Source organism: Streptomyces sp. NPDC005004 (assembly GCF_053600675.1).
In genome coordinates this window covers 1-15,805 of record NZ_JBSGAH010000009.1, presented here as the reverse complement: position 1 = coordinate 15,805, position 15,805 = coordinate 1, and the positions used below count along the sequence as shown (strand labels likewise).

Here is a 15,805-nt window from a genome sequence, read left to right as displayed (position 1 = left end):
CCCCGATGACCGAGATCAACGCGCCCCACGCGGGTGTGAGCGACGTCGCGGCCACGGGCGAGGAGGGCCTGGACGCCCGGCTCGTCGTCGACCGGGGCGCTTTCCGCCTCGACGTGTCGCTGCGCGCCGCCCCCGGTGACGTGGTGGCGCTGCTCGGGCCCAACGGCGCGGGCAAGACCACCGCGTTGCGGGCCCTCGCGGGCCTGATCCCGCTCACCGAGGGGCATCTGCGCCTGGACGGCGACCGACTGGAGCGCACCCCGCCGGAGTCCCGTCCGGTCGGCGTGGTCTTCCAGGACTATCTGCTCTTCCCGCATCTGTCCGCCCTGGACAACGTGGCGTTCGGACCGCGCTGCCAGGGGGTGGGCAAGGCGGAGGCGCGCGCCCAGGCCGCGGAGTGGCTGGACCGGCTGGGGCTCGCCGATCACGTGAACGCCAGGCCGCGGCGGCTCTCCGGCGGGCAGGCCCAGCGCGTCGCCGTGGCGCGGGCGCTGGCCACCCGTCCCCGGCTGCTGCTGCTCGACGAGCCGCTGGCCGCCCTGGACGCGCGCACCCGGCTGGAGGTCCGCTCCCAGCTGCGGCGCCATCTCGCGGAGTTCGAGGCCGTCGCCGTCCTGGTGACGCACGATCCGCTGGACGCCATGGTGCTCGCGGACCGGCTGGTGGTCGTGGAGCACGGCCGTGTGGTGCAGGAGGGCAGCCCCACGGAGATCGCCCGCCATCCGCGCACGGAGTACATCGCGCGGCTCGTCGGCCTCAACCTCTACCGGGGAACCGCCGACGGGCACACCGTACGACTGGACACCGGGCCGGAGGTCACGACCACCGAGGAGCTGGCCGGGCCGGTCTTCGTCGCCTTCCCGCCGGTCGCGGTGACCCTGTTCCGGGACCGTCCGACCGGGGCCAGCGCCCGCAACCTCTGGCGCTGCCATGTCGTCGGCCTGGAATCCCACGGCGACCAGATCCGCGTGGACCTGACGGGCGACCTGCCCCTGGCCGCCGACCTCACCACGGCAGCGGCGGCGGAACTCGGCCTTCACCCGGGCGCCGCAGTCTGGGCGACCGTCAAGGCGACGCAGACGCACGCTTACCCGGAGTGAGTGTGCGCACCCCGTACGGTGGGGCGCCATGACCATGAGTATCCGCAACCAGCTTCCCGGCACCGTCACGGCGGTCCATTCCGGCGAGGTCATGGCGACCGTCAAGGTCCAACTGACCGGCGGTCAGGACATCACCGCGGCGATCACTCTGGAGGCCGCCGAGGACCTGGGCCTTCGGGAGGGCACGTCCGTGCGCGCCCTGGTGAAGGCGACGGAGGTCTCGCTCGCCACCGAGCCCGTGCACCACATCTCGATCCGCAACCAGCTCGCGGGCACCATCACGGACATCACCACCGGCGAGGCCATGGCCGCGGTGAAGATCGCGGTGCCGGGCGCCGAGCTGACCTCCGCCATCACCCATGAGTCGGCGGAGGAGCTGAAGCTGGCGACGGGCTCCGACGTGGTCGCGCTGATCAAGTCGACGGAAGTCTCGCTGGCCACCGTCTGAGAAAACGCCGAGGGGCGGCCCCCAACCCGTGAATCCACCGGATCCACGGGCCGGGGGCCGCCCCTCGCGCGTGTGCGGGCTCAGTCCTCGTACGCGTCCGGCGGCGGGCAGGAGCACACCAGGTTGCGGTCGCCGAAGGCCTGGTCGATGCGGCGCACCGGCGGCCAGTACTTGTCGGCGGCCGAGACCCCGGCCGGGAAGACGGCCTCCTCGCGGCTGTACGGGTGCGTCCACTCGCCACCGAGCGCGGCGGCGGTGTGCGGGGCGCCGTGCAGCGGGTTGTCCTCGGCGGGCCAGACGCCGGAGCCGACCTTGTCGATCTCGGCGCGGATCGCGATCATCGCGTCGCAGAACCGGTCCAGCTCGGCCAGGTCCTCCGACTCGGTCGGCTCGATCATCAGCGTGCCGGCGACCGGGAAGGACATGGTCGGCGCGTGGAAGCCGTAGTCGATCAGGCGCTTGGCCACGTCGTCCACGCTGACGCCGGTCGCCTTGGTCAGCGGACGCAGGTCGATGATGCACTCGTGCGCGACCAGGTTGCCGGGGCCGGTGTAGAGCACCGGGTAGTGCGGCTCCAGGCGCTTGGCGACGTAGTTCGCGGAGAGCACGGCCACCTGGGTGGCGCGCTTGAGCCCCTCGCCGCCCATGAGGCGGACGTACGCCCACGAGATCGGCAGGATGCCCGCGCTGCCCCAGGGCGCCGCCGAGATCGGGCCGACACCCGTCTCGGGACCGGCGGCCGGCTGGAGCGGGTGGTTGGGCAGGTACGGCGCGAGGTGCGCGCGCACGGCCACCGGGCCGACGCCCGGGCCACCGCCGCCGTGCGGGATGCAGAACGTCTTGTGCAGGTTCAGGTGGGAGACGTCGCCGCCGAAGTGGCCGGGCTTGGCGAGGCCGACCAGGGCGTTGAGGTTGGCGCCGTCGACGTACACCTGGCCGCCCGCGTCGTGCACCTGGGCGCAGATGTCCGCGACGTGCTCCTCGAAGACGCCGTGGGTCGACGGGTAGGTGATCATCAGCACGGAGAGCTGGTCGCGGTGCTGCTCGATCTTGGCGCGCAGGTCCTCGACGTCGATCTCGCCGTCCTCGGCGGTCTTGACGACGACGACCTTCATCCCGGCCATCGCGGCGCTCGCCGCGTTGGTGCCGTGCGCGGAGGACGGGATGAGGCAGACGGTGCGCTGCTCGTCGCCGTTCGCGCGGTGGTAGGCGCGGACGGCCAGCAGACCGGCGAGCTCGCCCTGGGACCCGGCGTTGGGCTGGAGGGAGACCTTGTCGTAGCCGGTGACCTCCGCGAGCCGGTCCTCCAGCTCGTGGATGAGGGTGAGGTAGCCCTCGGCCTGGTCGGCGGGCGCGAAGGGGTGCAGCTGGCCGAACTCGGGCCAGGTGACCGGCTCCATCTCGGTGGTCGCGTTCAGCTTCATGGTGCAGGAGCCGAGCGGGATCATGCCCCGGTCGAGCGCGTAGTCGCGGTCGGACAGCTTGCGCAGGTAGCGCAGCATGGCCGTCTCGGAGCGGTGCTCGTGGAAGACCGGGTGGGTGAGGTAGTCGTCGGTGCGCAGGAGCGCCTCGGGCAGCGCCTCGGCCGCGGCCGCGTCCAGCGCCTCGATGTCGCCCTCGACGCCGAAGGCGGCGAACACGGCGGCGACCTGGGCGCGGTTGGTGGTCTCGTCGCAGGCCAGGGAGACGTGGTCGGCGTCGACCTGGCGCAGGTTGACCCAGCCCTTGCGCGCGGCGGCGACGACGTCGGCGGCCTTGCCGGGCACGCGCGCGGTGAGCGTGTCGAAGTAGGCGCCGTGGACGATCTCGACGCCGCCCGCCTTCAGGCCCTCGGCGAGGATCGTGGCGTAGCGGTGGGTGCGGCGGGCGATGGTGCGCAGGCCGTCGGGGCCGTGGTAGACGGCGTACATCCCGGCCATGACGGCGAGCAGGACCTGCGCGGTGCAGATGTTGCTGGTGGCCTTCTCGCGGCGGATGTGCTGCTCACGGGTCTGCAGCGCGAGCCGGTACGCCTTGTGGCCGTCCGCGTCCACGGAGACGCCGACGAGACGGCCGGGCAGGCTGCGGGCGAACTTCTCGTGCACCGCCATGTAACCGGCGTGCGGGCCGCCGAAGCCCATGGGCACGCCGAAGCGCTGGGTGGTGCCGATGGCGATGTCCGCGCCCAGTTCGCCGGGCGAGGTGAGCAGGGTGAGGGCGAGCAGGTCGGCGGCGACGGTGACGAGCGCGCCCAGTTCGTGCGCCTGCTCGATCACGGGCTTCAGGTCGCGCACGGCACCGGAGGCGCCGGGGTACTGGAGCAGGACGCCGGTGATGTCACGGGCGGCGATGTCGGCCGGGATGCCTTCGCTCAGGTCGGCGACGACGATCTCGACGCCGGTCGGCTCGGCGCGGGTCTCGATGACCGCGACGGTCTGCGGCAGCGTGTCCGCGTCGACCAGGAAGAGGCCCTTCTTGTTCTTGCCCATGCGCCGGGAGAGCGCCATGGCCTCGGCGGCGGCGGTGCCCTCGTCGAGGAGGGAGGCGCCGGAGGTGGGCAGCCCGGTCAGCTCGGCGACCATCGTCTGGAAGTTCAGCAGGGCCTCCAGACGGCCCTGGGAGATCTCCGGCTGGTACGGCGTGTAGGCGGTGTACCAGGCCGGGTTCTCCATGACGTTGCGCAGGATGACCGGCGGGGTGAAGGTGCCGTGGTAGCCGAGCCCGATCATGGAGCCGAGGACCTGGTTGCGGTCCGCGAGGGAACGCAGTTCCGCGAGCACCTCGGCCTCGGTGCGGGCGTCCGGCAGGTCGAGGGCGTCGGTGTTCTTGATGACGTCCGGGACGGCGGCGGCGGTCAGCTCGTCCAGGGAGCCGTAGCCGACCTGCGCGAGCATCTTGGCCCGTGCCTCGTGGTCGGGCCCGATGTGACGCTGCTCGAAGGGGATGCCCGCTTCGAGTGCGGAGAGCGGAATGCGAGGGGCGGTCATGTGCGGAGGCCTCCTGGTCTGGCGCGACCTGCGAGGGGCACCTCGGCGCGGGTGCCCACCGGCCTCCCCCTCTGTCATCTCATACCTGAGAGCTTCACCGGAGGCCCGAGGACCCCGGCTTTCACCGTCGGTGAGAGCGGGAGCCGTGGACGCCCGCCCTGCTTTCCAGAGTGACCTCGTCCGTGCGGTACGGGTGCCTGAGAGATTCCGGGGAGGAGTTGCTCCTTCGGCGCCTCCGACTTGCTCGGAGGACTCTCCCGCACGGGGTCAGCAGCCGTTGTCAGGGTACCAGCGGGGCCGTGACCCGCGGCGTTCGAGTGGCCGCCACGCTCATTCTGCTCTTTTGTAGTGCTAACGGATGAGTTGGGACCACGTGGAGGGAGAGGGACCGTGCAGACCGACATCGATCCGCGCAATCTGATCGGCCGCAAGGCGTTCGACCGCAACGGCACCAAGATCGGCACCATCGACGAGGTGTACCTCGACGACGCGACGGGCGTCCCCGAGTGGGCCGCCATACGCACCGGGCTCTTCTCCCGTGACGCCTTCGTCCCGCTCGAACCGAGCGAACTGGTCGAGGGCACCCTCCACGTCCCCTTCGAACGCGCGCTCATCAAGGACGCCCCGGACTTCGGTGTGGGCCGCCATCTCTCCCCCGAGCAGGAGCTCCAGCTCTACCACCACTACGGCCTCGACGTGGGCTCCTCCCCCGGCGCTCCCAAGGTCCCGGACCGCGACTTCGGCAAGCTCGCCGGCACCGAGGACGCCTGACCCCTTCTCCCTCACGCCCCTCTCTCCGTCTCCGCCGCGTCGGTCGCCCTCACCACCAGCGGCAGCGGGTCGGCAGGCTCCAGGTCCGGGTCGTCCACCCGGAAGGTCCGCACCCGGCCCGGCGCGGTGGAGAGCGGCGTCTCGAAGCGCACGGTGACCCGGCCGAGCCCGCTGCCCTGCACCCAGCCGGGCCCGTGCTCGGCGTGCCGCACGTCCTGGCCGGGCCGCCACTGCCGCTCCGGCGGCGCGGCCGGAGCGGCCGGGAGCGGCTCGGGCGTGGCTTCCTCGGGCGTCTCGGCGGCCAGCTCGCCCGCGGCCTGCGCGAACAGATCCTCCTGGGTGTAGTCGGCCAGTCCGGTGACGCCGACGCCGAGCAGCCGCACCCCGCCGGTGGTGTCGACCGACTCCAGGAGCCGCGCGGCCGCCTCCCGGACCACCGTCGGGTCGTCCGTGGGCCCGCGCAGCGTCTCGGAGCGGGTCAGCGTCGAGAAGTCGTACCGCCGCACCTTGAGCACGATGGTGCGGCCGGACAGTCCCGCGCCGCGCAGCCGCCGTACGCACCGGTCGGCGAGCCGCCGCACCTCCAGGCCGATCCTCAGCCGGTCGTGGATGTCGACGTCGTAGGTGTCCTCGACGGAGACCGACTTGGCCTCGCGCTCGGCGACCACCGGCCGGTCGTCGCGCGCCAGCGCCATCGCGTACAGCGCGTGGCCGTGGGCCTTGCCGAGCAGCCGGACCAGTTCGTCCTCGCCGGCCTCGGCCAGTTCGTCCACGGTGGTGATCCCGGCCCGGCGCAGGTGGTCGCCGGTGGCGGGGCCGACTCCGGGCAGCGTCCGCACCGGCATCGGTCCGAGGAGGGCGCGCTCGGTGCCGGGTTCTATCAGACACAGTCCGTCGGGCTTGGCGCGCTCGGAAGCGATCTTCGCGAGCATCTTGGAGGCGGCGAGCCCGACCGAGCCGGTGAGCCCGGTGACCTCCCGGATGTCGGCGCGCAGTCTGACACCGACCGCACGCGCCGAGGGCTCGTCCCAGGCCGTCCCCCCGGCCTCCAGGTCCACGAACGCCTCGTCCAGGCTCAGGGGCTCCACCAGCGGCGACAGCTCGCGCAGCAGGGCCATCACCTGCTCGCTGACCGAGCGGTAGACGGCGAAGCGGGGCGTGACGTACGCGGCGTTCGGCGCCCGTCTGCGCGCCTGGGCCGTCGGCATCGCCGAGTGCACTCCGAACGCCCGCGCCTCGTACGACGCGGTGGCCACGACCCCGCGCGGGCCGAGGCCGCCGACCACGACCGCCTTGCCGCGCAGGCTCGGCTTGGACGCCTGCTCCACCGAGGCGTAGAAGGCGTCCATGTCGAGATGGAGGATCGTCGGCGCGGCTCTCACATGTCCGATGGTGCACCACACCACTGACAACGCCCGTCACCCGGCGCCGCGAGAACCTTCCGTGGGCTCAGACGGCCCGGTTGCGCCGCCTGGCCAGTTCGTCGGCGGGGTTGTGCCCGATCAGCGTCTCGCCGGTGTCGACGCGCTCGCCGTGCAGTTGGGACAGCGCGCTCTCCACGTCCCGCCACACCACGCCCACGGCGATGCCGAAGATGCCCTGGCCGCCCTGGAGCAGGGCGTGGACCTCGTCCGGGGAGGTGCACTCGTAGACCGTGGCGCCGTCGCTCATCAGCGTCATGCGCTCCAGGTCGCGGAAGCCGCGGTCCCTGAGGTGCTGTACCGCCGAACGGATGTTCTGCAGCGAGACACCGGTGTCCAGGAAGCGCTTGACGATCTTGAGGACGACCACGTCCCGGAAGCTGTACAGCCGCTGGGTGCCCGAGCCGTGGGCGGGTCGCACGCTCGGCTCCACCAGGCCGGTGCGGGCCCAGTAGTCGAGCTGCCGATAGGTGATGCCGGCCGCCGCGCAGGCCGTGGGCCCGCGGTAGCCGATCTCCTCGGATGCCGTCGCCGCCCCTTCGCCCTCCGGCACTGCGGTTGGCCGCTGCGCGGCGTGTTCCGCCGCGCCGCTGGGCTGGGGATACCCCCCGCTCGGGCGGAGCCGCGAGCTTGGGGGAGGGTACGGACCGCTCGCCCCGAACCCGTTTCCGGGGGCGCCCCCAGCCGTACCGTCGCCGCTGGTTCTCACGCCGACCTCCGTCCTTGACCTGCCATCTCGACGGTAGGCAGTCACCAGGGGTGCGTCAACGATCGCCACACTCGGCACGCCGAGTGATAATCACCCTGAGAGTGGTTTCTCGTGTCCCACCGCGGGGAAAGGCTAGCCGAATGCGCTCGCGAGGGGTCGTAGGACGCTCTCACGCGCCGTTGGCAATTGCCCGCCCGTGACACCGCTTCCAGCCGCGCGGCACGGCGGCACGGGGCAGCCCCGTGGCCTCTGACCACGGGGTCCGCGCCGGTGCCTCACTGGCTGCTGGTGCCGAAGTCCTCGGGCGAGATCTGGTCGAGGAACTCGCGGAATTTCTCCACCTCGTCCTCCTGCTCGTCCGGGATGGCGATGCCCGCATCGTCGAGCACCCCGTCACTCCCGTAGATCGGCGTGCCGGTGCGCAGGGCCAGCGCTATGGCGTCGGAGGGACGCGCGCTCACCTCGACCCCGCTGGCGAACACCAGCTCCGCGTAGAAGACGCCCTCACGCAGATCCGTGATGCGCACTTCGGTCAGCTCCTGACCGACGGCCTCCAGCACGTCCTTGAACAGGTCGTGCGTCAGCGGCCGCGCGGGGGCCATGCCCTGCTGGGCGAAGGCGATCGCCGTCGCCTCCCCGGGCCCGATCCAGATGGGGAGGTAGCGGTCGCCTCCCACTTCGCGCAGGAGCACGATCGGTTGGTTGGAGGGCATTTCGACCCGGACACCTACGACATCGAGCTCGTTCACACAGCAACCCTAGGCCGTGCCCGGGACGTTTGGGTAGTCGGGCCGGGAACAGGTGGGCGATCCGGTCCCCCCTCGGGGCCCCGGTTCAGGGCAGCCGGACCCCGAGCGCGGACTTCACCAGGGCCGCGTGCAGCTTCATGGTGAGCGCCGCCAGCTCCTTCGTACGCGCCTCGGCGTGGGCCCTGGTCTGCGGGTTGCGGTGGCGCTTGAGCGGAGCCACCACCTGGTCCACCAGGCCCGCCTCGCGCTCGGCCGCCGCCTTCATGACCCGAAGATGGCGCGGCTCGATCCCGAATCCGCCGAGTTCGGCCACGAGAGCCGCCACCGTGACGGCCTCGGCGTCGTAGACCCCGTCCGCCAGCGGAGCGATGAGGCCGTACGACTCCCACTCCCGCAGCTCGGCCTCGTCGATGTCGGCGGCCGCCAGCAGCTCGTCCCGGCCGATCCGGGCCACCGTGGGCCCCTCGGCCAGGTCGTCCGCCGTGTCCTCCGCGGAGCGCTGGCGCCCCACGACGGGCAACTGGACGGCCTCACCGCGCTCCATGGCGTCCAGATGCTCGCGGATCACCTTCAGCGGCAGATAGTGGTCCCGCTGCATTCTCAGGATGTGGCCCAGCCGCTCGACGTCCTCGGCACCGAACTTGCGGTACCCCGAGGGCGTCCGGCGCGGCTCGACGAGGCCCTCCGACTCCAGGAAACGGATCTTGGAGATGGTGACTTCGGGGAACTCGTCGCGCAGCACGTTCAGCACGGTGCCGATGCTCATCGGTTCGCTGTCCCTGGCGGCGGTACCGCTTCCGGCACCGCCGCTCGGTGTGTGAAGCATGGACCTTCCCTGTGGTTCCCCCGGACGGGTGCCCGGGGGTAGGTCAGACGCCCTGCCGGCTCGCGTAGAAGACGAGCCGGTACTTGCCGATCTGCACCTCGTCACCGTTGGCCAGCGGGACCTCGTCGATCCGCTCACGGTTGACGTACGTGCCGTTCAGACTGCCCACGTCCGCCACGGTGAAGGAGCCGTCCGCAGCGCGCCGGAACTCCACGTGACGGCGCGAGACCGTCACGTCGTCCAGGAAGATGTCGCTCTGCGGATGACGGCCGGCCGTGGTCAGGTCACTGTCCAGCAGGAAGCGGCTGCCCGAGTTCGGACCCCGGCGCACCACCAGGAGGGCCGAGCCCGCCGGAAGCGCGTCGACCGCGGCCTGCGCCTCGGGCGACAGCATCGGGACCGCCGTCTGACCGGTCATCTCGGCGTCGTACGCCTCGAGGCCGGAGATGGAGATCGTCGACGTGGTCTCCGAGGCACGCTCGGGCGTCGCGCCCGGGCGCAGCGGCGCACCGCAGTTGGAACAGAAACGGGCGTTCTGCGCGTTGCGGTTCCCGCACCTGGAACACTCCAGGACCGACATGGACCCCCCGGGGGCGTTGGACGCGGACGGATCGGAGGCAAACCCTCCACCCGCACTTGAGGTTGACGGTTGTCCGAAACCTATGCCGCCGGACCCGGCAGGGTCAACGGACGCCGCGCCCTGGCCTCCCGAATTGCCACCGGCCGGACCAGCGACCTCGTCGCGGAACAGCGGACGGGGGCCGTCTTCTCCGGACTGTGCGCGATGACGGGCCGTCGCGTTGTCGCCGCCCTCTCGCGCGCTCTTGCCGAACAACTTCCCAAACAACTTCACGGGCGATTCCCCTTGACCGAAACAGACCCGCCCGTGGGGCAGGACGAACCCTGATTGCCGACACCGGCCGATCCGGACATCTTCACAACGTCCGTATCCACCAGACAGTTTCCACCACGCACCACCCCTTCGGTGCGCCGACCCCCCGCAACCTCATGCCCCTGCCGGACTCGGCCCATGCACCACCGGTTCACCGGGAGGACGACCGAGCGTAGTCAGGCTGCTTCGCCTGCCGCAAGGCATCCACGACGATCTTGTTCGACCGCTCGACACTCACCGTGGCCTGCTCCTTCTCGAAGGTCTGCACCACGCCTCCAGGGATGTTCAGCGCCGGCTCCAGGTCCTGCGGCTTCCCGATGACCTTGAAACGATACGGCGCGGCGATCTTGTTCCCGTCGACCCGGACCGCCTTGCCCGAGTCGGTGAGATAGGTGTTCGCCACCACGCGGACCCCGTTGATCTGGATCGCCTCCGCACCGGCCGCGCGCAGTTCCTGGATCGCGTCGAGCAGCATGTCGGACTCGACCGTCCCCTTCGCGTCGTCGATCGTCATGGTGATGCCGGGCCCCTGAGCCGCGACGGTGCCCGCGAGTATGCCGAGTTGCTTCTCCTTCTCGGCGGTCTGCTTGCGGGCCTCGGCCGCCTGGTCGGAACTGCTCTGCAGCTCCTCCCGCTGCTTCTCGAGACCTTGCTTCTCGTCCTCAAGACGCTGAGTGCGGTCGTCCAGTTCATCGAGGATGCGGACGAGATCCTCCTGGCGCGCGCCACGCAGCGCGCTGTCGCTGTCACTGTTCGACGCCACCTGGACGGCGAGGCCGAAACCGAGCCCGAACAGCAGCACGGCGACGATGAATTGGGCCCGGGTCAGCCGCGGCGGCCACAGTCCCGCGGCCAGCCGCTGACGCCCGGTGAGCCGGGGCTCGGCGACTGCGGACTCCGGCCCGGCCGTGCCGCCGGGCTCGGGAGTCGGCTCCGGCTCGGGGGCCGAGGTGGCCTTCGGCGCGACGTCGCGCGGGAGTTGGGGCCGGGAACGGGGCTGGGGCTCCGACGGCGCGGGCGGCTCGGTCCGGCGCTCCGACGCCGGTACCTCGTCGGGCAGTTCCTTGCGCAGCGGGTTCTCCGGCCGCTCGTCCTGGTCGCTCATCGCGCTCACGCCCGGAAGACGTGCCGACGGATGGCGGCGGCGTTGGAGAAGATGCGGATGCCGAGGACCACCACGACACCGGTCGACAACTGCGCGCCCACGCCCAGCTTGTCGCCCAGGAACACGATCAGGGCGGCCACGACCACGTTCGACAGGAACGAGACCACGAAGACCTTGTCGTCGAAGATGCCGTCGAGCATGGCCCGCAGACCGCCGAACACGGCGTCCAGCGCCGCCACGACGGCGATGGGCAGATAAGGCTCGACGACCGCCGGAACCTCGGGCCGGACCAACAGGCCGGCCACGACTCCCACGACGAGGCCCAGTACGGCGATCACGATGTGCCCTTCTCAGTCTTCTCGGCATTCGGTTGTGCTGTGCGTACGATCACACTGGGTGCGGACGGCAGCCGGACGTCCTTCTCCGCGGAGAGGGAGACACGGATGCCGAAGTTGTCCTTCAGGGCATGGAGGTAGAGCCCGTCGGCGGTGTTCTGGAACCTGGTGGCCATCCGCTGCCCGTCCCCCACCGCGAGCACCGTGTACGGCGGCACCAGCGGCCTGTTGTCGACCAGTATCGCGTCGCCCGCGTTCCTGATCGCGGACAGGGCGGTCAGCCGCTGCCCGTTGATGGAGACGGCCTCGGCGCCGGACTCCCACAGCCCGTTGACCACGCGCTGCATGTCCCGGTCGCGCACCCGCCCCGTGTCGGAGAACCCGGAGGCCTCACGCGGGTTGGTGGCGTCTCCCCCGGCGCTCGCCTCCTTGGCGTCGTTCACCACGAGCCGTACCCCGGGCCCGTGCACCGCCGTGGCACCCGACAGGATGCCCATAAGGTCCGCCTGGCCGCCGCCGGTCTGCTTGAGCGCGGCCCGCTGGCGCGCGCTCACGTCGTCCCGCAGCTTGTCCACGCCGGTCTCCAGGCGGTCGGCGGCGTCGGTCTCGCGGTCGATGCGGTCGATCAGCTCCTGGCGCTCCTTGGCCACCACCGGCGCCGCCACCCGCGCCTGAGCCGCCCCCACGGTCACCACGAGCGCCGCGAGAACCAGTCCCCCGGCGAGACCGAGCTTGGCCCGCAACGTCTTCGGCAGCCCGCGCTCGCCGCCGGACTCCTTGCGGGCGGCGGCTTCGGCGTACCCGTCGTCGAGGCTGTGGTCCATGACGTTGGTGATCAACGACATGGAGGCGTCCGGACGACTCGGCCGCGGGGGGCTGCTCCGAACGGGGGGTTGCTGCGGCATGTCGCACATAGTCCCATGCCGCGAACGGTGCTTTCGAACGGCCCCACCCCCGCGACCGGACCCCTTTCCGGGCGGAAGCGGACACACGACCGCGGGCCGTCGCCGGAGTGGCGACGGCCCGCGAATCTCCTCCTACCGGATTACCGGCCCGCGCTGTCCACGACGGCCGACCACTCGTCGAGCAGGGCCTGCGCGGAGGCGTCGTCCGGTCCCTCCGCCCACAGGTGCGTGACGGCCTCGGCGGGATCGGGCAGCACCATCACCCAGCGCCCGTCGCTCTCGACCACGCGCACCCCGTCCGTGGTGTCCACGAACCGGTCGCCGGCCGCCTCCACGACCCGCCGCATGACCAGACCCTTGACGGCCCACGGGGTCGCCAGGTCCCGCTTGAGGACATGCGCCCGCGGAATCCGCGCGTCGATCTGGCTCAGCGTGAGCTGGGTCCGCGCCACCAGACCGATCAGCCGCACGAACGCGGCCGTACCGTCGTAGACGCGGCTGAACTCGGGGACGATGAAGCCGCCCTTGCCGTCGCCGCCGAAGATGGTGCCCTCTTCGCCGCCCACGCGCGTGAGGTCGTCCGGGGACGTGGTCGTCCACTCGACCTGCGTGCCGTGGTACGCGGCCACCTGCTCCGCGATACGGGTCGTGGTCACCGGCAGCGCCACCCGGCCGCTGCGCCGTTCGGCCGCGACCAGGTCGAGCATGACCAGGAGCGCCCGGTCGTCCTCGATGATCCGGCCCTTCTCGTCCACGAGCGACAGCCGCTCGCCGACCGGGTCGAACCGCACACCGAACGCGGCCCCGGAGGACGCCACTATCTCGCCGAGCCGCTCCAGGCCCCGCCGGCGCATCTCCTCGGTCTCGGTCGGTCTCGACTCGTCCAGACCGGGGTTGATGGTCAGCGAGTCCACCCCGAGCTTGCCCAGCAGGCTGGGCAGCACGAGTCCCGCACTGCCGTTGGAGGCGTCCACGACGACCTTGAGCCCGGCCTCCGCGATCCCGCTCGTGTCGACGTTCCGCAGCAGCGAGCCGGTGTACGAGTCGAAGACGCTCGACGGGAAGTACAGGTCACCGATCTCGCCTGGGAAGGCACGTCGGTACTCCTGGCGCGCGAACACCCGGTCCAGCTTGCGCTGGCTGCCCTGGGACAGGTCCGCGCCCTGCCCGTCGAAGAACATGATGTCGACGGAATCCGGCACACCGGGCGAGGTACGGATCATGATGCCGCCCGCGCTGCCCCGCGCGGTCTGCTGCCGAGCCACGGGCAACGGCACGTTCTCCAGGTCGCGTACGTCGATGGCGCTCGCCTGGAGCGCCGAGATGACCGCCCGCTTGAGCGCGCGAGCGCCTCGGGAGTGGTCGCGGGCCGTGGTGACCGTGGCGCCCTTCTTCAGGGTCGTCGCGTAGGCACCGGCCAGCCGGACCGCCAGCTCCGGGGTGATCTCGACGTTCAGGATGCCGGTCACCCCCCGGGCGCCGAACAGATGCGCCTGACCCCGGGACTCCCAGATGACCGAGGTGTTGACGAATGCGCCGGCCTCGATCGTCTTGAACGGGTACACCCGGACGTTGCCCTGGATGATCGACTCCTCGCCGATCAGGCACTCGTCACCGATGACTGCGCCGTCCTCGATCCGTGCGGCACGCATGATGTCGGTGTTCTTGCCGACCACACAGCCGCGCAGATTGCTGTTGTGCCCGATGTATACGTTGTCGGCCACGACCGCCTTGTGCAGGAAGGCGCCGCTCTTGACGACCACGTTGGAGCCGACGACGGTGTCCTCGCGCAGCTCCGCGCCCGCCTCGACCTTGGCGTAGTCACCGATGTACAGCGGCCCGCGCAGCACCGCGTCCGGGTGCACCTCCGCGCCCTCGGCCACCCACACGCCGGGCGAGATCTCGAAACCGTCGATGTCGACGTCGACCTTGCCCTCGAGGACGTCGGCCTGGGCCTTCACATAGCTCTCGTGGGTGCCGACGTCCTCCCAGTAGCCCTCGGCGATGTAGCCGTAAATGGGCTTGCCTTCCTTCATCAACTGCGGGAAGACGTCGCCGGACCAGTCGACGGGCACATCGGGTTCGACATAGTCGAAAACTTCGGGCTCCATCACATAGATGCCCGTGTTCACCGTGTCGGAGAAGACCTGGCCCCAGGTCGGCTTCTCGAGGAAACGCTCGACCTTGCCTTCCTCGTCGACGATGGTGATGCCGAACTCCAGCGGATTGGGCACCCGGGTCAGGCAGACCGTGACCAGAGCGCCCTTCTCCTTGTGGAAGTTGATCAGCTCGGTGAGGTCGAAGTCCGTGAGGGCGTCGCCGGAGATCACGAGGAAGGCGTCGTCCTTCAGCGCTTCCTCGGCGTTCTTGACGCTTCCGGCGGTACCGAGTGGCTTCTCCTCGTTGGCATAGGTCAGCTCCATGCCGAGTTCTTCGCCGTCACCGAAGTAGTTCTTGACGAGCGACGCCAGGAACTGGACGGTCACAACGGTCTCGTTGAGTCCATGCCTTTTGAGCAGCCTCAGCACGTGCTCCATGATCGGGCGATTCACCACGGGCAGGAGCGGCTTGGGCATACTAGAGGTCATGGGGCGCAGGCGTGTGCCTTCGCCCCCGGCCATCACGACGGCCTTCATGTCGGAAGCGTCCTCCTCGAAAGATGACGGTCCAGCCGACTTCACCCGTCCAGATTGTCCCGCACTTTTCCCGTGCGGGCCATCGAAGCGTCACGGACACCCGGCGTCCGGGCAGCGCCGCCCGGGCTCAATCGGCTATGGCATCCGCGCGCACCAGACGGCGGACCTGAACCACGTAAAGCACTCCTGCCCACCAATACAGGGTTGTACCCCACCCTGCGAACGCCCATCCGAAAATGGCGGCGAGTGACGCGATCCAACCGCTTCCGTCACTGAGCAGAAGCAGGGGGAACGCATACATGAGGTTGAACGTGGCGGCCTTCCCGAGGAAGTTCACCTGCGGCGGCGGATAGCCGTGCCGACGGAGGATGCCCACCATCACGAGCAGCATCAGCTCACGCGCCAGCAGAAGCGCCGTCAGCCAGAGCGGGAGGATCTCGCGCCAGGTGAGGCCGAGAAGCGTGGAAAGGACATAGAGCCGGTCGGCGGCGGGATCGAGCAGCCGGCCGAGGCTGCTGATCTGATTCCAGCGTCGGGCGAGCTTGCCATCCAGATAGTCACTGACCCCGCTGAACGCCAGGACCAGAAGTGCCCAGCCGTCGCTCTTCGGACCACCGAACTCCGGCCTGAGGATCAACCACAGGAACAGGGGTACGCCGGCGAGCCTTGCCATGCTGAGGATGTTGGGGATGGTGAGGACCCGGTCTGTCTGGACGCGGGTCTCCTGGACCTCCACCCGGGGGCCTCCTGTTACGAAACGTGCCAACAATTCCTCATGACCTTACCCCAACGCAAAAAAGCTCCGGCCCTCGGGCTGTTATGCCCAAGAGCCGGAGCTACAAAAGGAGTTCGGCGGCGTCCTACTCTCCCACAAGGTCCCCCTTGCAGTACCATCGGCGCTGTGAGGCTTAGCTTCCGGGTTCGGAATGTAACCGGGCGTTT

General features: G+C 70.4%; 14 protein-coding genes, 1 rRNA gene and 1 riboswitch. Of the genes, 3 read left to right on the top strand and 12 right to left on the bottom strand.

Translation table 11 applies throughout. The features are described 5' to 3' along the window. The first annotated feature begins 5 nt into the window (after positions 1-5). Both ACWEEU_RS14490 and ACWEEU_RS14485 read left to right on the top strand, forming a co-directional pair. Entirely contained in the window at positions 6-1,100 is a 1,095-nt protein-coding gene (locus ACWEEU_RS14490) for an ABC transporter ATP-binding protein (protein WP_451732147.1), read from the top strand. Between the two features lie 28 nt (positions 1,101-1,128). Next, positions 1,129-1,548, top strand: a complete 420-nt coding sequence (locus ACWEEU_RS14485; protein ID WP_385746495.1) for a TOBE domain-containing protein — start codon at positions 1,129-1,131, stop codon at positions 1,546-1,548. A gap of 80 nt (positions 1,549-1,628) precedes the next feature. Here the strand turns inward: ACWEEU_RS14485 and gcvP are convergent, their stop codons facing one another. Further along, positions 1,629-4,514: an aminomethyl-transferring glycine dehydrogenase gene (gene gcvP, locus ACWEEU_RS14480; RefSeq protein ID WP_385750291.1), complete on the bottom strand. Its 2,886-nt coding sequence runs from the start codon at positions 4,512-4,514 to the stop codon at positions 1,629-1,631. A 175-nt stretch (positions 4,515-4,689) separates the two neighbouring features. Then, positions 4,690-4,784: riboswitch (glycine riboswitch) on the bottom strand. A 120-nt stretch (positions 4,785-4,904) separates the two neighbouring features. Here gcvP and ACWEEU_RS14475 point away from each other — a divergent pair. Next, positions 4,905-5,285 (top strand): PRC-barrel domain-containing protein, encoded by a 381-nt coding sequence (locus tag ACWEEU_RS14475; protein ID WP_385750294.1) that lies wholly within the window; start codon positions 4,905-4,907, stop codon positions 5,283-5,285. Between the two features lie 11 nt (positions 5,286-5,296). Here ACWEEU_RS14475 and ACWEEU_RS14470 read toward each other — a convergent pair whose 3' ends face one another. The 11 genes from ACWEEU_RS14470 to rrf form a co-directional block, all read right to left on the bottom strand. After that, on the bottom strand, positions 5,297-6,667 hold the full coding sequence (locus ACWEEU_RS14470) for a DNA polymerase IV (RefSeq protein ID WP_451732142.1): 1,371 nt from the start codon (positions 6,665-6,667) through the stop codon (positions 5,297-5,299). A gap of 67 nt (positions 6,668-6,734) precedes the next feature. Next, positions 6,735-7,415, bottom strand: coding sequence for a MerR family transcriptional regulator (locus tag ACWEEU_RS14465; RefSeq protein ID WP_385750299.1), 681 nt, complete (start codon positions 7,413-7,415; stop codon positions 6,735-6,737). 275 nt (positions 7,416-7,690) lie between these two features. Beyond that, positions 7,691-8,164 (bottom strand): bifunctional nuclease family protein, encoded by a 474-nt coding sequence (locus ACWEEU_RS14460; RefSeq protein ID WP_004002801.1) that lies wholly within the window; start codon positions 8,162-8,164, stop codon positions 7,691-7,693. A gap of 85 nt (positions 8,165-8,249) precedes the next feature. Next, positions 8,250-8,990 carry a transcriptional regulator FtsR gene (gene ftsR / locus ACWEEU_RS14455; RefSeq protein ID WP_451732138.1) on the bottom strand — a complete coding sequence of 247 codons (741 nt, stop codon included), beginning with the start codon at positions 8,988-8,990 and terminating at the stop codon, positions 8,250-8,252. A 43-nt stretch (positions 8,991-9,033) separates the two neighbouring features. Continuing rightward, a complete protein-coding gene (locus tag ACWEEU_RS14450) occupies positions 9,034-9,951 on the bottom strand; it encodes an FHA domain-containing protein (RefSeq protein WP_451732711.1) in 918 nt (305 codons plus the stop codon). An 82-nt stretch (positions 9,952-10,033) separates the two neighbouring features. Further along, the gene (locus ACWEEU_RS14445) at positions 10,034-10,987 is read right to left on the bottom strand and encodes a DUF881 domain-containing protein (RefSeq protein ID WP_451732708.1); all 954 of its coding nucleotides are present in this window, start codon (positions 10,985-10,987) and stop codon (positions 10,034-10,036) included. A 5-nt stretch (positions 10,988-10,992) separates the two neighbouring features. Continuing rightward, positions 10,993-11,325 carry a small basic family protein gene (locus tag ACWEEU_RS14440; protein ID WP_003988855.1) on the bottom strand — a complete coding sequence of 111 codons (333 nt, stop codon included), beginning with the start codon at positions 11,323-11,325 and terminating at the stop codon, positions 10,993-10,995. Beyond that, entirely contained in the window at positions 11,322-12,227 is a 906-nt protein-coding gene (locus ACWEEU_RS14435) for a DUF881 domain-containing protein (RefSeq protein WP_451732135.1), read from the bottom strand. The genes ACWEEU_RS14440 and ACWEEU_RS14435 overlap by 4 nt, the downstream gene beginning before the upstream one ends. Positions 12,228-12,367: 140 nt before the next feature. Further along, positions 12,368-14,863, bottom strand: coding sequence for a sugar phosphate nucleotidyltransferase (locus ACWEEU_RS14430; RefSeq protein ID WP_385750306.1), 2,496 nt, complete (start codon positions 14,861-14,863; stop codon positions 12,368-12,370). A 127-nt stretch (positions 14,864-14,990) separates the two neighbouring features. After that, positions 14,991-15,599 (bottom strand): CDP-alcohol phosphatidyltransferase family protein, encoded by a 609-nt coding sequence (locus ACWEEU_RS14425; protein ID WP_451732132.1) that lies wholly within the window; start codon positions 15,597-15,599, stop codon positions 14,991-14,993. Between the two features lie 111 nt (positions 15,600-15,710). Further along, positions 15,711-15,805: ribosomal RNA gene (gene rrf, locus ACWEEU_RS14420) — 5S ribosomal RNA — on the bottom strand; the annotation flags it as partial.